We start from the raw sequence: 15780 nt of genomic DNA, 5'->3' as shown, positions 1-15780 counted from the left end.
TAGGTTCGTCAAGATCGGAATGAGGTGACCCTGTTGCCGGAATCTGGTGCGAAACTTTTACTGATCGACGGGAATAGCATTTTGTACCGAGCTTTTTTTGCCCTCCCTCTCCTTTCCAACGCCGAAGGGAAACATACCAACGCCGTGTACGGTTTTGCGATGATGTTACTCCGGCTGTTGCAGGAAGAGCGGCCCACCCACGTGGCGGTGGCTTTCGACGTCGGCAAGGAGACATTCCGGCACGAGTTCTACGCAGATTACAAAGGCACCCGGGAGAAGACCCCGGATGAGTTGTCCGAGCAGTTTCCCATGGCCCGGGAGATGCTCGGGGCCATGGGCATTCCCGTGCTGGAGGCGGAAGGGTACGAAGCGGACGACCTGATCGGAACGATGAGCCGGGAGGCGGAGGCGGACGGGGTTCAAGTGGTGGTCCTCACCGGGGACAAAGATTTGCTGCAACTGGTCTCTTCCCACGTCACTGCCGTTTTAACCCGTCGAGGGATCCGAGAGGTGGAGCGCTACCAACCCGCCGATGTGGAAAAGCGGTTCGGACTTCGCCCGGAGCAGATCGTCGACCTGAAGGGTCTGATGGGGGATACTTCGGACAATATCCCTGGGGTGCCAGGTGTCGGTGAGCGGACGGCGGCGAAACTGTTGCAGGCCTACGGGAATGTGGAGGGGGTCTATCAACACCTGAACGAGGTGTCCGGGAAGTTACAGGGGCGCTTGGCCGAACATCGAGATCAAGCGTTTTTGTCCAAGCGCCTGGCCCGGATTCATCGGGAGGTGCCCCTGGAGCGCCGGTGGGAGGATCTGCGCTGGGTGCCCGCCCCGGCCCGGGAGGTGCGAACGGCCCTTCAAAAGCTGGGGTTTCGATCTCTTCTGGAGCGAATCGGCGAAGTGTTCCCAGAGGACGCGGACGGGGCAGAAGGGACGCCAGATCGCGCCCTGGGAGCCGGGGTGGGTGTGGGCGGAACCTTGGACCCCGGGCGGGTTCAGATTGAAGAGTGGGGGGACGCTCCTACAACCGGGCGGGTGGGTGTCCGGGGCCTGTTTCTTGATCTGGAAGGCGGGTACCAATTCGGCACCCCCCGGGGGGTCGGAGTGGCGGAGGGGGAGCGGGTCCGATACCTGCTTTGTGGAGAGGACAGCAGCTGGGCCGAGGGATTGACCCAGATGCTCAGGGAGCCGGGGCTGACCGTCCTTTACGATATCAAGTCGTGGAAAGTGCTGGCTGACCGGCTGGGCTTCACTCTGCCCGGGGACGCCTTTGATGTGCTTTTGGCGGCTTACCTCATCAACCCCCAGGATGGTCACCCGGACTTAACCGAAGTGTTCGAACGCTATCTCGGCGTATCGGTTCCGCCTCTTGAAGGCCGGGGGTCTCCCCAGGGCGAAGAGCGACAAAGATGGTGGGCCCTTTACGCGGCCGCTTTGGCCGGGGTCTACCCAGCGTTGAAACGGGACCTAGAGATCCGGGGATTGTGGCCGCTCTATCACAATTTAGAACTGCCGCTCAGTTTTGTTCTCGCGAAGATGGAGCGGACCGGCGTGCGGGTGGATGCGACTCGTCTTCGGAGTCTGGGTGAGACCTTTTCCACCGAGATCGCCCGGTTAGAAGAGGAAATTTATAAACTGGCCGGGACGACCTTTAACTTAAACAGCCCGAAGCAACTGGCGGAGATTCTTTTTGATAAACTTGGGCTTCCGCCGCAGAAAAAGACGAAGACGGGGTATTCCACCGGGGCGGATGTCCTCGAAAAGCTCGCCCCGTATCACGAAATTGTCCAGAGGATCTTGGATTGGCGCCAGTTGATCAAGCTGCAGTCCACTTATATCGAAGGCCTGCTCAAAGTCATCCGACCGGAGACCGGCAAGATCCACACCTGCTTTCAACAGGCGGTCACCGCCACCGGGCGGCTGTCCAGCACCGATCCAAACCTCCAGAACATCCCCGTTCGCGTCGAGGAGGGCAGGCGTTTACGCCAGGCCTTCATACCCTCCGAGTCGGGATGGAAAATTGTATCTGCTGATTACTCCCAGATCGAGTTGAGGGTGTTGGCTCACTTTTCGAAGGATCCGGCCCTTGTCCAGGCTTTTCGGGATGATTTGGACATCCACGCCAGGACGGCCGCCGAGGTCTTCGAAGTGCCTCAGGAACAGGTCACTCCCGGGATGCGCCGCCAGGCGAAGGCGGTGAATTTTGGAATCGTGTATGGGATCAGTGACTACGGGTTGTCCCAGAATTTAGGTATCCCTCGGAAAGAAGCGGCGGAATTCATCGCCCGGTATTTTGCCAAATTTCCCCGGGTGAAATCCTACATGGAAGAAACGGTGGCCGCCGCCCGGAAGAACGGTTTTGTGACGACCTTGTTGGGTCGCCGCAGGTACCTGCCGGATATCCACTCCTCGAACTATAACCTGCGAAGCTTTGCCGAACGGACGGCGATGAACACCCCGATCCAGGGAAGTGCCGCGGATATCATTAAGCGGGCGATGGTGGAGGTGGACCGGCGGCTGACCGAAGGGGATTTTCGCGCGAAGATGTTGTTGCAAGTCCACGATGAGCTCGTGTTTGAAGTGCCTCCGGAGGAGGTTGGGGCCCTCCAGGATATGGTGAAACAAGCCATGGAATCGGCGGTGTCGCTGGATGTCCCTCTCAAAGTGGACATTCACGCGGGAGACAACTGGTATGAGGCAAAGTGACCGCGGCGAAGAACGCCTGGACAGATACCGTACAGGACAAGGAAAACCCGGGACCTTGCGGTCCCGGCATCTTAACCCCGTTTCATCATTTGGCCGGACACGAACAGTTCACCGTTGCGGACGTCATACGTGTAGAGATCCAGGGGCCGGGTCGCCGGAGAGTCCGGGCTTTGAACGCCGTACTTGTCGAACAAGCTGTTGTGGCAGGGGCAGTGAAAATACCACTTGCCGCCCTGGCTCCATTGGGGAGGCGCCTTGCTGACCAGGCAGCCCAGGTGGGTGCAAATCGGAGACATCACCAGCAGCTTGTCGCCTTGTTGAATCACGTACGCTTGCTTCTGGACGTCCTTGGAGTTCCACCCGTCGTTGACGTGGAGGTTAAAAGAGATAAGTTTGGGGTCTTGGCCGTTAAATTCGCTGACCTTGTGCCCGGTGCCTACCATGTTGGAAGAACCGGAGGTCTTGAGGGGCGCCAGACCGAAAGTCAACAACGGCGCACCGATGGCGGCGGCCATAAACGCCCCGGTGCCGCCGAGGGCGTAACTCAAGAATTGGCGGCGGGTAAGTTCGTTTTTCCCTTCGGGCTTCGCCATGTGTTGCTGATCGTTTTTCTCCAAAACGTCTCACTCCTTGCCGAAGGATACGGCGATATCGGACTGCCGTTTAAAGTCCCTCTTTTGATGGTACAACGGATCCGCAAAGTACGGAGGAATGGGACATGACGGTTTTGGTACAGTTTTGTGAACGGGAGGGCAAACTGGATGCCGGAATGGCCCGAGGTGGAGCAGATTCGGCGAGAACTGGCTGTTTTGGAGGGGAGTCGAATCGCCGGCGTGACGGTGTTGTGCGAGCGCACGATCCGCACACCGGCGGATCCGGAGGAATTTGCCGCCCGCCTTGCCGGAGAGACCTGGCAGGAGATCGGCCGGCGGGGAAAGTATTTATTGTTTCATGGGCTGAGGTGGACGCTGATTTCGCACCTTCGGATGGAGGGGCGGTATCGACTGGTGGAGGCCAAAACGCCGGTGGATGAGTACACCCGGGTCATTTTTCATCTGGAGGACGGCAAGGATCTTCGCTACCGGGATGTTCGCAAATTCGGGACGATGGACGCGGTGGAGCGCCGGCAGTGGGAAGTGTTTCCACCCATTGCTTCCCTGGGTCCCGAACCCTTCGATCCGCAGCTGACTCCGGAGGTTTTGCGGCGGCGCCTGTCCGGAAAGGGGCGCATCAAGGGGCTTCTGCTCAATCAGAGAGTGATCGCGGGGCTCGGAAATATCTATGTGGACGAAGTGTTGTTTCGGACGGGTATTCATCCGGAACGCCCGGGACGGTCGTTGACCCCGGCCGAAGCCGAAAGATTGCTCGCCCAGATGCGCGCCTTGCTTCAGGAGGCCCTGGTGGCGGGCGGGGCAACGGTGCGCTCCTACGTGCGCAGCGACGGCAGGCCGGGGTTGATGCAAGAGCACCTGTTCGTGTACGGGCGGACCGGGCAGCCCTGCCGGGTATGCGGCCATTCCATTGAGCGGAGGGTGGTGGCCGGGCGGGGCACGCATATTTGCCCCGTCTGCCAGCCTGAGGGCGGGATTGAAGCGGATGGGACGGGACGGGAGGCAGAAGCCCGGGGTGGTGATAAACCGGCACCAAGGGGGATGGGCGCGTGATTGCGGGCTTGACGGGCGGGATCGCCAGTGGCAAAAGTACAGTGTCGAGAATGTTTGTGGCGCTGGGAGCGCGCCTGGTGGATGCGGATCAGGTGGCCCGGGAGGTGGTGGAACCGGGAACCGAAGGTCTGGAAGAGTTGACGGCTGCCTTTGGAAAGGATATTCTCCAGGCTGACGGCCAATTGGATCGGAAGAAGCTCGGAGCCCGGGTGTTCGGGCGGTCGGATCAGTTGGCGAAGCTGAATGCCATCGTCCATCCCCGGGTGCGGGCCCGGATGGCGGAATTGACTGGGGAAATCTTGGAGGGCGACCCGAGGGCGGTGGTGTTATGGGACGTGCCGCTGCTTATTGAGGGCGGGTTGGTCGAACAGGTGGATGTGTGCATCTTGGTATGGGTTCCCGAAAAAGTCCAATTGCGCCGTCTCATGTCCCGCAATGGGCTCTCCGCGGAAGAAGCGATGGCACGGATTCGCTCTCAGATGCCTTTGGACGAGAAACGACGGTATGCCGATTATGTGATCGACAATAGCGGTGACTTGGCTTGGACGAGGCAGCAGGTAGAAAGGGTGTGGCAGGCGTTGTGCGATCGGCGGACGGGCGCATGAAGGGAGCTTTTTCCGGGCGTCGCCGATGGTGGATGGTGCTTTTGCTGGTGCTGCTCATCACTGTTTTTGCGATCATGCAAACCAAGTGGGTGGCCCGGTGGATGTACCCTCTGTATTACTATGACGACATCCGCGCCGAGGCCAGCCAATATGATCTCGATCCGCTGTTGGTGGCAGCCGTGGCCCGGGTCGAAAGTTCTTTTGCTGAAGATCGGGTGTCGAAGGTGGGCGCGGTGGGGCTGATGCAACTGATGCCCGACACGGCCAGATGGATCGTCCAACAGCCAGGGGCTCCTCGGGTTTCCCCGGATGATCTGAAAAACCCGAAAGTGAGTCTGGCTATGGGGACATGGTATTTAAACTACCTGATCCACCGCTTTCAGGGGAATGAAGTTGCGGCGGTGGCGGCTTACAATGCGGGACCAAACCGGGTTCAGGAATGGCTTCAGGCGGGTAAATGGGACGGTACCCTGGACGGGGCGGATCGGATCCCGGTGGGAGAAACGAGACATTTTGTGCAGCGCGTGTTTTTCATGTTTGACCGGTATAAAGAGATTTACTGACGCCGCCGGTCGCTGCGGCCGAGTCGAAAGTTGGAGGGGGATCCGGGGTGCACCGGAATTTGCGGGAGTTTCTAGAAGTTCTTCGCCGGGAGGGCGAACTGCTTGAGATTGAGGAGCCGGTGGATCCCTACCTCGAGGCGGCGGAGATCCACCGCCAAGTGATCGCCCAGGGAGGGCGGGCATTGTATTTTCATCGCGTCAAAGGCAGTCCCTTTCCTCTGGTAACAAACCTTTTCGGGACAGCCCGGAGGGTGGAACTTGCGTTTGGTGGCCGGCCGGAGCGGCTTGTTCGCGAGATGGCCTCGGCGGCGGAAGAATTGCTCCCCCCGCGGTGGAGCGCATTGTGGGGGCGCCGTGGACTGCTGAAGGAGGTGGCCCGGGCAGGAGTCAGGCGATCCCGAGACCTTCCCGTGGCCCAAGTGGTGAACTCCCCGCCCGGGCTCAGGAAGTTGCCGGCCCTGACCTGTTGGCCCGAGGACGGCGGTCCCTTTCTCACGCAACCTTTGGTGTATACGGAGCACCCGGATACCGGGCGGCACAACCTGGGGATGTACCGGGTTCAGATTTTCGATGATGACACGGCAGGTATGCACTGGCAGATCCACAAGGGTGGGGGCTTTCATCACCATGTGGCCGAGTCCCGGGGTGAGGCTTTGCCTGTGACGGTATTCCTGGGAGGTCCTCCGGCCCTGACGGCTGCCGCGGTGGCCCCTTTACCCGAAGTTGTGCCGGAACTTTTGCTCGCCTCGTTGATTCTGGGGGACAAGATCCCCGTGGGGCGATGGGCGGGGTGGGACCACCCCTTGATCGCCGAGGCGGAGTTTGCCCTGATTGGCCGGGTGCCGGCCGGGGTTCGGCGGCTAGAGGGGCCCTTTGGCGATCATTATGGATATTATTCCTTGGCTCATCCCTTCCCGGTGTTTCAGGTCGAGGCGGTTTTGCACCGCCGGGACGCCTTGTTTCCGGCGACAGTGGTGGGAAAACCCAAACAAGAAGATTATTTTCTCGGCGAGTTTTTGCAGCGGCTGTTGGCTCCTTTATTTCCGCTGGCGATGCCCGGCGTCAAGGATCTCTGGACTTTTGCGGAGACGGGATTTCACCCCTTGTGTGCCGCTGTTGTGCGGGATAGTTACGAGGGAGAAGCATTGGTTCACGGTTTCCGGATTCTCGGCGAAGGACAACTCTCGTTGACAAAATGCTTGTTTTTGACCGATCAGGCGGTGGATGTCCGGGATTATCGCCAAGTATTCCAGGCGGTGCTGGAGCGGCTGGATCCGGCCAAAGATCTTTACGTAATTCCGGATACGCCGATGGATACCTTGGATTATACCGGGGGACGCCTGAATCACGGCAGTAAATCGCTCTGGATTGGCACGGGAAAACCTCGCCGAGCTCTGCCCACATCCCTCCCTGGTACTCTGCCCTCATATTTCGGAGGTGCAACGGTTTTTCTTCCCGGTGTAATCTTCATTGAGGTGGAATCCTTCGAACAAAATCCGACTCTCGGGAGCAAGGTGGCACTGGAGAAAGAGTTGGCCGATTGGCCGGTGGTGGTTCTGGTGGACGACGTCAAAGAAATACGGGATGGGACGACGGGGTTATGGACGTGGTTCACCCGGTTTGACCCGGCCCGGGATTTGTATGCCCGAACGCGACCGGGAAGACACCGGCCGGCGTACCAGTTTCCCTTGGTCATCGATGCGCGCATGAAGCCGGGCTATCCGGGAGAGGTGGAACCGGATCCCGAAGTGGCCCAAAAGGTCGACCGAGAATGGGGACGGATGGTGGCGGCGGCGGTTCGGCGGTAGGACAATCGGTTGACATCAAGCCGGGCGCCTTGTGAACGACGGAGGGGAGGGAGCCGGCGGTGGAAAGGGTCGTGGCGGGGATCGATGTGGGCGGGACCCGAATTAAGGCGGGACTCGTGTTCTGGGATGGGACGGTTGTGGCTCGTGGGCAGTGGCCAACCGAGGCCGGGCGGGGGCCTGATTGGGTGTTGCGGAGGCTAGGGAGAGAAGTGAGGGACCTGGCGGTCCAAGCCGGGGTCGAATGGAGGGATGTGGTCGGCGTTGGCGCAGCTTGGCCGGCTTTTCTCGATTTAGAGAACGGATGGATGGAGGAAGCGGTGAATTTGCACTGGAAGAAAGTGCCGATTCGGGAGTTGATGGAACGGGAACTGGGCAAACCGGTTGTCCTGGACAATGACGCCAACGCCGCGGCCTTGGGAGAGACGTGGATCGGGGCTGGGAAAGGGGCTGCCTCCGTCCTGTGCGTGACGATCGGCACCGGGATCGGGGGCGGTATCGCGTGGGAGGGGAAGGTGTACCGAGGGGCCCTGGCTATGGCCGGTGAGATCGGCCATTTGCCCATGAAACCGGACGGCGAGCCGTGTACCTGCGGAAGTCGCGGATGTTTGGAGACCCTGGCTTCGGCCACGGCGCTGGTTCGTGAGGGACGACGCCGAGGTTTAAAGGGCCCTTCGGGCGGTCTTGTGGTGGAAGACCTTTTTACTTTGGTTCGGCAGGGGGATGGGCGGGCCGCCGAAGTGATCCGGGAGGCCACCTTCTGGTTGGGGAGAGGACTGGCTGCCGCCGCCAATTTGTTGAGTCCCGATGTGATTGTGGTGGGGGGAGGGGTGGCCAGAGCTGGGGATCTGTGGTTCACCCCCCTTGACGAAGCCTTTCGGCGGTGGGTGCTGCCTCGGGTGGCGAGACATTGCCGGTTATCCTCGGCTTTTTTGGGAGATGATGCCGGTGTCCTGGGGGCGGCGAAGCTCGCTTGGCAATCTTTTATAGGGCCCGGCGAAGCGACGAGCTGAAGGGTCATTGTCGAGTGGCCGGTTTTTCCCTCAGGTCCAGGTCGGCCCCCAAGCATCCGATGATGTTCCCCAATTCCCCGTAGATGGGGACGGCGATGGTAATGGTAGGCCGATGGCTAATGGCGGATACATATGGTTCTGATATATAGACGTTGCCGCCCATGGCCTGGATCCACCACTGCCTCTCCTTGGCGTTGACGAGGCCGGCCGGAGGTTCGGAGAACACAAACGATCCGTCCGGGCTGTTCGACCAAATCGCTTCAAAATCCGGTTGTTCGTGGAGGAATACTTGTAAGCGGCGCCGGTGGAACTCCGGCTTCATTTCTTTGATTTCCGGTTCTCGGCTCAGGCTGATGAGTAAGTCTCGGCAGGCGGTTAGCCGGTGCGTATCAATGGCCAGTGGATTGTTTTGCACCCACCCGGCGATGGCGTCAAAAGCCCGGATCAGGTCATTCGAGGTTTCTCGCAGGTGGTTTCCCAGAATGCGGAGTGCCTCAATATGACGACCCTGTTGGTTCATATCGTGAAGAATAGTGCCCACATCTGCAATGACTCCTTCGATGGCCGAGGCGGCCTGGGCGGTTTGACGGTTGGTTTGCGCGGTCAATGCGGACTGGCGGCGGCTTGCTTCGGAGGTGGCGATGGACCAGCGGTTCACCTGGGAGAAGGGATCTGCGAGGGAGACGATCCGTTTGATGACCCTGGTGACTTGGTCCACCCCATCTTTAACCGCCATTTCCCCGGACTCGGCAGCCTGGAGCATGGCCTGCATGTCACTTTCCAATTCAACGAGAATGTCCGATGAGCGGGTGAGGGCTGTCCGACCTTGCTCAGCGAGCTTCCTGATTTCAGCGGCTACCACAGCGAATCCCTTTCCGTGGTCAGCCGCTCGGGCGGCCTCGATCCCGGCGTTCAACGCGAGGAGTGTCGTTTGGGAGACTGTTTTCTGGATGATCTGGTGGATTTCTTGAATCTGTCCGGCCTGGTGAGCAAAACCTTGGATATGGGAGCGGATTTCTCCGACTTTCGCTGTTACATCTTCCATCGCCCTCTCGACGATGGATAAAGAAGAGACCACTTCTTCCAGCCGTTGATGGGTGGCTTCACTTTGCTGGCGAATATGATTCACGGAAGTCGTGATGGAATCTGCAGCGGCGGATACTTCTTGGGTCGCTACCGCCGTTTTCTGAAGGTCCGCTAAAGCCGCCTGGCCTTGGGAATGGATAGCGGCTTGTAAGTTCGACGTGTTCTCGGCGATTCGATGCAGATCTTCCGTGCAGGCGTCCACTTGTCTGACCACGGCGGCAAGGCGGTCCGCCGCTACCCGGGATGCGTACACGAAATCCCGAAGCTTTTCCACGCGGTCTGAGTTCAGGTCTTCTCTTTGTTCCCGTCGGCCCCTTTTCCACATGGCGGCTCCTCCTTACCCCGCATCTGTAATGTATCATACTTTACATTCTATGCAGGGAAGTCATCCAGGACAAGGGGTTGTGTTACGAAAACTCACATAAAAGATAAAAAACCGCACGCTCAGAGGTGCGGTTGTTGATCGACAGATTGTCAAGGTTTTTGCGGGGCCGTCGGGGCCAACCCCGTCGCCACTTGAAGCAACGTTTGCTTATCGGTGTTGGTGGCAATGTCAAACCGCGTTTCGTTTTCCACCCAGATGAGATGCAACAGATTATCGCTTCCCCGCTGGAAAACCGCTGCTTGTCCATGTACGGTCGTCTGCTCCTGGGGATACGGCGAAATCGGCAGCGGCGAAGAGGCGTTAGGCCCCAGGGGTTGTTGGACAATGATTAGAATCGCATCCCCCGGGCCTTGATAGGTCCACCGCACTCCCGAGGATTTTCCTCCATTCGAAGCGGCCTCGGCCGAAGCGAACTCCACCACCGGTTCATACCCCGCCGGGATGAACGACGGTTGATAGGGCGTCCACAAGATGGCCCGGGCGCTTGGGAGCACAATCCGGCTTTTGTCTTGTTGATTGACTCCGGCCACCGAACCCGAACCAGGCTCTGGGGGCTTCCCTTGTGAAGAAGGGGCCGGTTCCTCATTCGCGGCGGATGGCTGACCTCCCTTTGACGGAGGCTCCGAAGCGCCTGGATTGCCGGTTGATAAAGACCCCCTGGCACCTCCCATGGCTAAAGCTCCCTGGCTAGCCGAACCACTGTCCCCCACCCGGTGTTCCGGAGACCCACCGGGGGCATCCCCCGCTCCTTGTTGAGAAACCCCGGCCTTTTCCGGAGATGACTTTCCAAGGCCCGAAGTTTCCGGCGTGCCCCCCGGTTTTGTTGGGTGCGGTGTGACCGGCGCGGGTGTATTCCCCGGATGTGCATCGTAGGCCACCGACGGGTTCCGAAACATCCCGTCCCAGTGGGGCACCGACACCATCGCGATGAGGCCGGCCGCCGCGGCAGCGGAGAGGCCGGTGACGATGTACCGTTTTGTCTTTTGTTGTTGTTGCTTGCGCTCGATTCGCCCAACGATGGGCTCGGCGGGTGGAACCTCAATCTCGTTGAACATGCGATCGAAGGCGCGGCGGATCTCCTTTTCAAAGTCGTTCATCAGTCACACTCACCTCCCGCACCGACAACGACGACCGGTCGTGTTCCAAAATCTGCTTTAAGGCGTTCTTCGCCCGATGCAGCCGGGATTTCACAACGCCGACGGGAACCTGGAGCATATCCGCCATTTCATCGTACTTGTAATCGTAATAAAATCGCATCACCAGTACGACGCGATGATCGTCCGAGAGCTGGTTCAGCGCCCGAACTAACTCATCGGTGTCCACTCTCTGGAAGAACACTTCCTCAGGTCCTTCTGTTCTCGTACTTTCTTCCGTTCCCTCTACTTCATAGACGTCTTCCGATGAAATTTCGTTCCATCGTTGTCGGCGGCGCACCAGGTCGATTGCCGTGTGATGAACAATTTTTGTGGCCCACGCCCCTAAACGGTCCGGTTCCCGAAGGGTTTTGATCTGACGCCAGATCTTAATCCACGCTTCTTGAACCACGTCTTGGGCGAGATGAGTGTCCCGGACGACCATGTATGCGTGGCGGTACATCTTGTCCCACAGTTCCTCGAAAACTTGCTGCTCGTCATCGTGGGATCCAAACAACCGGTTCCATACGTGCACGGGCCATCGACCCCACTTTACCGCAACGAATGTCCTGCGAGTCTCAATACCTTCCTCATGATAGCATAATAAATTGCGTTTCGCACGCAGGGAATGGGAATGATAGGAAACAGGCCCGATGGCCGCCGCTTCATCCTGATTTATGGCCAGTTTCCGGCTGTTCCCCGGACTCCGCGGACTGAGACACCCCGCCCGGCATGCCGAAGGCGATGAGAGTCCCCAGAATCCCCGCGACGAGGAGCACCCAAAAGGTCGAGTGGATGCTGTGGGCCAGGGCGTCGCTCAGAACCCGCAAATCAGCGGGTGGCAACCCCGCCCGGCGCACGGGGTCGAGCAAAAGATTGGTTACCGAAATCGGGTCCGCCGTTTCGTATTTCCGGGCGATGGGCGTGGCCGACAACGCTCGGCTCAGACCGGCGTTCACCACCGTTCCCATCACCGCGACCCCCAAGGTGCTGCCGAGAATTCGCGCGAACATGTTGGCCCCCGTGGCAATTCCCCGTTGTTGCCAGGGCACACTGGTCTGAATGGCCACAATTTGGGTCGTGGAAGCCAGGCCTAACCCGACCCCGAGAACGAGGCTAAAGGCGGCCATGTGCCACGGGGGAGTCGATGGCGAGATGGTCAGATACAAAATTGCCCCTAAGGTGCAGAACAACAGGCCCGCCACTTCCAAGGCCCGGTATCCCCAGCGCCAAATCAGTTTTCCGGACAGCGTCGAGGCCACCGGCCAGCCAATGGACACCGTCACGATTGTTCCCCCGGCGACGATGGCCGAGGTGCCAAGTACTCCTTGGGCGAAGGTCGGCAAAAAGGACGAAGCGCCCAGGGTGATGCCGCCGGTGATCACCGCGGCGATGTTGGCTGCGGCGATGACCGGGCGGCGCAACAAAGGCAGCGAGAGCATCGGTTCTTGGGCCTTGGTCTCAATCCATATGAACAAAGCCAGACACAGGGCGGAGATGGCGAACAGTCCCAGGATCTTGCCAGAAGTCCAAGGCCAGGCTACACCCCCTTGAAGGAGCGCCGTCAGCAGGGCGCTGATGCCGATCAGCAGGGTGATTGCCCCAAGATAATCGATCTGATGGCCCCGGCGTTCGACCTTCTCGTGCAGAAACAGAGCGATTCCGATGATCGTCAGAATCCCGAGGGGGACGTTGAGTTCAAAAATCCACGGCCATCCGATGGTCTGGACCAACAGACCTCCCAGCGCCGGGCCCACAATAGCTGCGATGGCCCACATGCTGCTCAAAAGCCCCTGAACCTTCGCCCGCTCCGGCCCGGGGTACAGATCTCCGATAATCGTCGTTGCGATGGGCTGTACGGCACCTGCCCCCAATCCCTGCAGAGCTCGAAAGGCAATAAGTGTAGGCATGGAGTCCGCCAAACCGCACAGCGCCGAGCCAATGACGAATAACCCCGTCCCGACGGCAAATACCGGTTTTCTCCCGTAAAGGTCGGCGAGCTTTCCGTAAATCGGAATCGATGCGGCCTGGGTGAGTAAGAAAATCGAGAAAACCCAAGTGAATTGAGAAAACCCGCCCAGGTTTCCAACGATGGTGGGCATAGCCGTGGCCACGATAGTGGCCTCCATCGCGGACAGAAACATCGCGGCCATCAGACACACGGTGACCCATTTCCGATTGGTCTGTTTCATTTCCGATCATCTCCCCCAACAAACTGCCTTCCACCTATCGATCCGCCATTACATCATCAAGGGCTTATTGCGGACTGATCCCCCGGCCAGCCACATCCCAAATCATCGAGTCGGTCAAATATTCCACGGGTGCCCGGTCGTCTGTGAGTACCATTCCCCGCTTCAGTTGTTCCGGGGTGGGTGTCCACAGGTGCGCCAAGGCTTCCCGGGCGATGGACGATACCGGGGATCGCCCCGTCCCGAGGGCCCGAACGGCCTCGGTGTGGAGGGGGCTGCGCCCGGCCATCACAAGATAATTGTAACTGTCCGGCACCCGAATCACCACAAAATGGGGAAAGACCTCTTGAACGGTCTTCAAAAGGGACAGAAGAAGAGGAGAATCTGGGCTGACCGCGTTTACATTAAAGGCCATCACGCCCCGGGGGGTTAGGTGATTGGCCAGGGTGGAAAAAAACTCCTTGGTCGCCAGATGAAACGGAATGTAGATCTGCTGGCTGTATGCGTCCACCACGACAAAATCCCAAGTGTGCTGAGAAGCCGTGACAAAAGCCCGGCCATCCGCCACCCGGATGGGCGTTCGCGCGGGGTTCAGGCCAAAATACCGCGGCCCGAGCTTCGCCACCACCGGGTCGATCTCCACCCCTTCCAGACGGAGTCCTGGGAACGCGCCCCGGTCGTAGTGGTCGATGAGATGCAGAATGGTCCCGCCCGCTGCACCGATGACCGCCCCCTCCATGCGGTCGGGAGAAGGATTTCCGGACAAGTATGGAAGGAGGGTCATATAACTGTAATAATCTCGGGGCACGAGGGCATCATCCGGACGCCGCAAAGACTGGACCCCTCCGCCCTCGTTGTAAATGAGCGCCGTCGATCCGTCCGGGAGAGCCACCACTTGGACGTACTGATACGCCGTCTCTGTTTCAAATAAAAGTCCCTGAACCGGTTTGACCGGCCGGGGACCACCCAAGGCGGTCATCAAGGGAACGAGTAACCATAACCACGACCACCACCAGCGGCGGGGGGACACGGCGGTGAGCCCCATCGCGGCGGAGACGATCAGAGCGCCGGAGGTGAGCACAATGGTCATGTGAGTACCGAGGCGGGGGATCAACACGAAAGCGGTGACAAAAGTTCCGGCGATACTCCCCACCGTGGACCATGCGTAAAGAGCCCCGGACACCTTGCCCAGGTCGCTCACATCTCTACCCGAAAGTCGCAGCACAAAGGGACTGACCATAGCCAGGAGAAACACCGGGGGCGCAAACATGATCAAGATGCCGAAAAACGAAAAAACAATCATGTGAATCGGCGTTCCTGTAATTCCAGCCTGGAGTTGATGGAATACCCAAGGGCCCGTCCAGGGGATGGCACAGGCCAGGAGTCCCGCCAACCCTACGGAGGCAAATAACAACGGCCACCGAGGATAGCGGTCTGCCAGCCGGCCACCCAACCAATATCCCAGGGACAATGCGATCATAATCAAACCGATAATGTTCGCCCATACAATTTGGGATGTGCCAAAAAATGGCGCAGCAAAACGGGAAGCGGCCATCTCCAAAGTCATGACCGCGGCTCCGGTGACGAACACGAAAGCGTACATCCAGGGATGTGGCTTCATCGATTTTGTTAGATCCTCCACTTCGAATATGTCTTATTTAATATCAATTGTATCATTGAACACGGCGTCCGGAAATCGGACCGGGCGCTGTGGAGAGCCGATCGGCTCTCCAGGCTCTCTGTCGGCAGCAGAGAGGTTTGGCATTGTTTCGGCAAATCGTGTAGGATAAAGATGTACCACTCATTCTGCTTACATAGGAGGGATTCCAATGGCACATCAATTACCGCCTCTGCCATATGCTTTCAACGCCCTGGAGCCGTACATCGATGCCCTCACCATGGAGATCCACCACGATCGCCACCATGGTACCTACGTGAATAACCTCAATGCAGCGCTGGAAGGTCACCCAGACCTGGAAGCCAAGAGCATCGAGGACCTGCTTCGCGGGATCAACAGTGTTCCTGAAAACATCCGTACCGCTGTCCGGAACAACGGAGGCGGACATGCGAATCATAGCATGTTTTGGCAGATCATGAAACCGGGTGGTGGCGGCCAGCCGACCGGAGCCCTGGCGGACGCGATCAACAGCACCTTTGGGAGTTTCGATTCCTTCAAGGATCAGTTTTCTAAAGCTGCGGCAGGCCGTTTTGGCAGCGGTTGGGCTTGGCTGGTCATGAAACCGGGCGGGAAGCTGGAGATCACCAGCACCCCGAACCAGGACAGCCCGTACATGGACGGAGATTATCCGATCCTGGGACTGGACGTATGGGAGCACGCCTACTATCTCAAGTATCAGAACAAACGGCCCGAATACATCGCCGCTTGGTGGAATGTGGTGAATTGGGACGCTGTGGCAAAGCGGTTCGCCGAGGCCAAAGCCTGACCCCGATCACCGAATCTTATTGCCGGGCAACGGTTCTGCACGGGGCCGAGCCCGGCCTTTTTCTTGCCAGTCGAGCACAACCGCGGTATAATACGCATAACAATAATTCAAGCTCGTTCGTTTCGTGGGCCACACGAACGCACAGAGCAGGAGGTGATCCCGTGCAGTACATTTGCTTGGAATGCGG

The 15780-nt window shown here is 59.0% G+C and carries 13 protein-coding genes; 7 read left to right on the top strand and 6 right to left on the bottom strand.

The features are described 5' to 3' along the window. Positions 1–33: 33 nt before the first annotated feature. Positions 34–2706, top strand: coding sequence for a DNA polymerase I (polA, locus tag BTUS_RS12175; protein WP_013076373.1), 2673 nt, complete (start codon positions 34–36; stop codon positions 2704–2706). Between the two features lie 71 nt (positions 2707–2777). Here the strand turns inward: polA and BTUS_RS12170 are convergent, their stop codons facing one another. Further along, positions 2778–3323, bottom strand: coding sequence for a QcrA and Rieske domain-containing protein (locus BTUS_RS12170; RefSeq protein WP_013076372.1), 546 nt, complete (start codon positions 3321–3323; stop codon positions 2778–2780). A 144-nt stretch (positions 3324–3467) separates the two neighbouring features. On the opposite strand from BTUS_RS12170, the gene mutM reads away from it, so the two are divergent. From mutM to BTUS_RS12145, 5 genes are read left to right on the top strand one after another with little or no spacing between them, the layout of a single operon-like run. Then, on the top strand, positions 3468–4370 hold the full coding sequence (gene mutM / locus BTUS_RS12165) for a bifunctional DNA-formamidopyrimidine glycosylase/DNA-(apurinic or apyrimidinic site) lyase (RefSeq protein ID WP_013076371.1): 903 nt from the start codon (positions 3468–3470) through the stop codon (positions 4368–4370). Next, positions 4367–4975: a dephospho-CoA kinase gene (gene coaE, locus BTUS_RS12160; RefSeq protein ID WP_013076370.1), complete on the top strand. Its 609-nt coding sequence runs from the start codon at positions 4367–4369 to the stop codon at positions 4973–4975. The genes mutM and coaE overlap by 4 nt, the downstream gene beginning before the upstream one ends. Further along, the gene (locus BTUS_RS12155; protein ID WP_245543308.1) at positions 4939–5538 is read left to right on the top strand and encodes a lytic transglycosylase domain-containing protein; all 600 of its coding nucleotides are present in this window, start codon (positions 4939–4941) and stop codon (positions 5536–5538) included. The genes coaE and BTUS_RS12155 overlap by 37 nt, the downstream gene beginning before the upstream one ends. Positions 5539–5585: 47 nt before the next feature. After that, positions 5586–7346, top strand: coding sequence for a UbiD family decarboxylase (locus tag BTUS_RS12150; RefSeq protein ID WP_013076368.1), 1761 nt, complete (start codon positions 5586–5588; stop codon positions 7344–7346). 59 nt (positions 7347–7405) lie between these two features. Continuing rightward, positions 7406–8356, top strand: coding sequence for an ROK family protein (locus BTUS_RS12145; protein ID WP_013076367.1), 951 nt, complete (start codon positions 7406–7408; stop codon positions 8354–8356). A gap of 4 nt (positions 8357–8360) precedes the next feature. On the opposite strand, the gene BTUS_RS12140 is transcribed toward BTUS_RS12145, so the two are convergent. The 5 genes from BTUS_RS12140 to BTUS_RS12120 all read right to left on the bottom strand — a co-directional run bounded on the left by BTUS_RS12140 (position 8361) and on the right by BTUS_RS12120 (position 14770). Next, positions 8361–9767: a methyl-accepting chemotaxis protein gene (locus BTUS_RS12140; protein ID WP_013076366.1), complete on the bottom strand. Its 1407-nt coding sequence runs from the start codon at positions 9765–9767 to the stop codon at positions 8361–8363. Positions 9768–9916: 149 nt separating this feature from the next. Continuing rightward, a complete protein-coding gene (locus tag BTUS_RS12135) occupies positions 9917–10924 on the bottom strand; it encodes a hypothetical protein (protein ID WP_013076365.1) in 1008 nt (335 codons plus the stop codon). Next, complete coding sequence (locus tag BTUS_RS16975; RefSeq protein ID WP_052300625.1) at positions 10911–11495, bottom strand: RNA polymerase sigma factor; 585 nt, start codon at positions 11493–11495, stop codon at positions 10911–10913. The genes BTUS_RS12135 and BTUS_RS16975 overlap by 14 nt, the downstream gene beginning before the upstream one ends. Before the next feature lie 130 nt (positions 11496–11625). After that, positions 11626–13152: an MDR family MFS transporter gene (locus BTUS_RS12125; RefSeq protein ID WP_013076363.1), complete on the bottom strand. Its 1527-nt coding sequence runs from the start codon at positions 13150–13152 to the stop codon at positions 11626–11628. 64 nt (positions 13153–13216) lie between these two features. Further along, on the bottom strand, positions 13217–14770 hold the full coding sequence (locus tag BTUS_RS12120) for a spermidine synthase (protein WP_013076362.1): 1554 nt from the start codon (positions 14768–14770) through the stop codon (positions 13217–13219). A gap of 208 nt (positions 14771–14978) precedes the next feature. Here BTUS_RS12120 and BTUS_RS12115 point away from each other — a divergent pair, with 208 nt between their 5' ends. Next, positions 14979–15593 carry a superoxide dismutase gene (locus BTUS_RS12115; RefSeq protein ID WP_013076361.1) on the top strand — a complete coding sequence of 205 codons (615 nt, stop codon included), beginning with the start codon at positions 14979–14981 and terminating at the stop codon, positions 15591–15593. Positions 15594–15780: the final 187 nt, after the last annotated feature.

It is taken from the genome of Kyrpidia tusciae DSM 2912 (genome assembly GCF_000092905.1).
GTDB classification, from domain to species: Bacteria; Bacillota; Bacilli; order Kyrpidiales; family Kyrpidiaceae; genus Kyrpidia; species Kyrpidia tusciae.
Note: the sequence above shows the minus strand (reverse complement) of the source record. Positions and strands in the feature narration are given on the sequence as shown.

What these genes read in the sequence shown, in the direction of transcription:
- mutM (WP_013076371.1), top strand. Translation starts at nt 3,468, where the DNA reads ATGCCGGAATGGCCCGAGGTGGAGCAGATTCGGCGAGAACTGGCTGTT.
- BTUS_RS12140 (WP_013076366.1), bottom strand. Translation starts at nt 9,767, where the DNA reads ATGTGGAAAAGGGGCCGACGGGAACAAAGAGAAGACCTGAACTCAGAC.
- BTUS_RS12135 (WP_013076365.1), bottom strand. Translation starts at nt 10,924, where the DNA reads ATGAACGACTTTGAAAAGGAGATCCGCCGCGCCTTCGATCGCATGTTC.
- BTUS_RS12125 (WP_013076363.1), bottom strand. Translation starts at nt 13,152, where the DNA reads ATGAAACAGACCAATCGGAAATGGGTCACCGTGTGTCTGATGGCCGCG.
- BTUS_RS12120 (WP_013076362.1), bottom strand. Translation starts at nt 14,770, where the DNA reads ATGAAGCCACATCCCTGGATGTACGCTTTCGTGTTCGTCACCGGAGCC.
- BTUS_RS12115 (WP_013076361.1), top strand. Translation starts at nt 14,979, where the DNA reads ATGGCACATCAATTACCGCCTCTGCCATATGCTTTCAACGCCCTGGAG.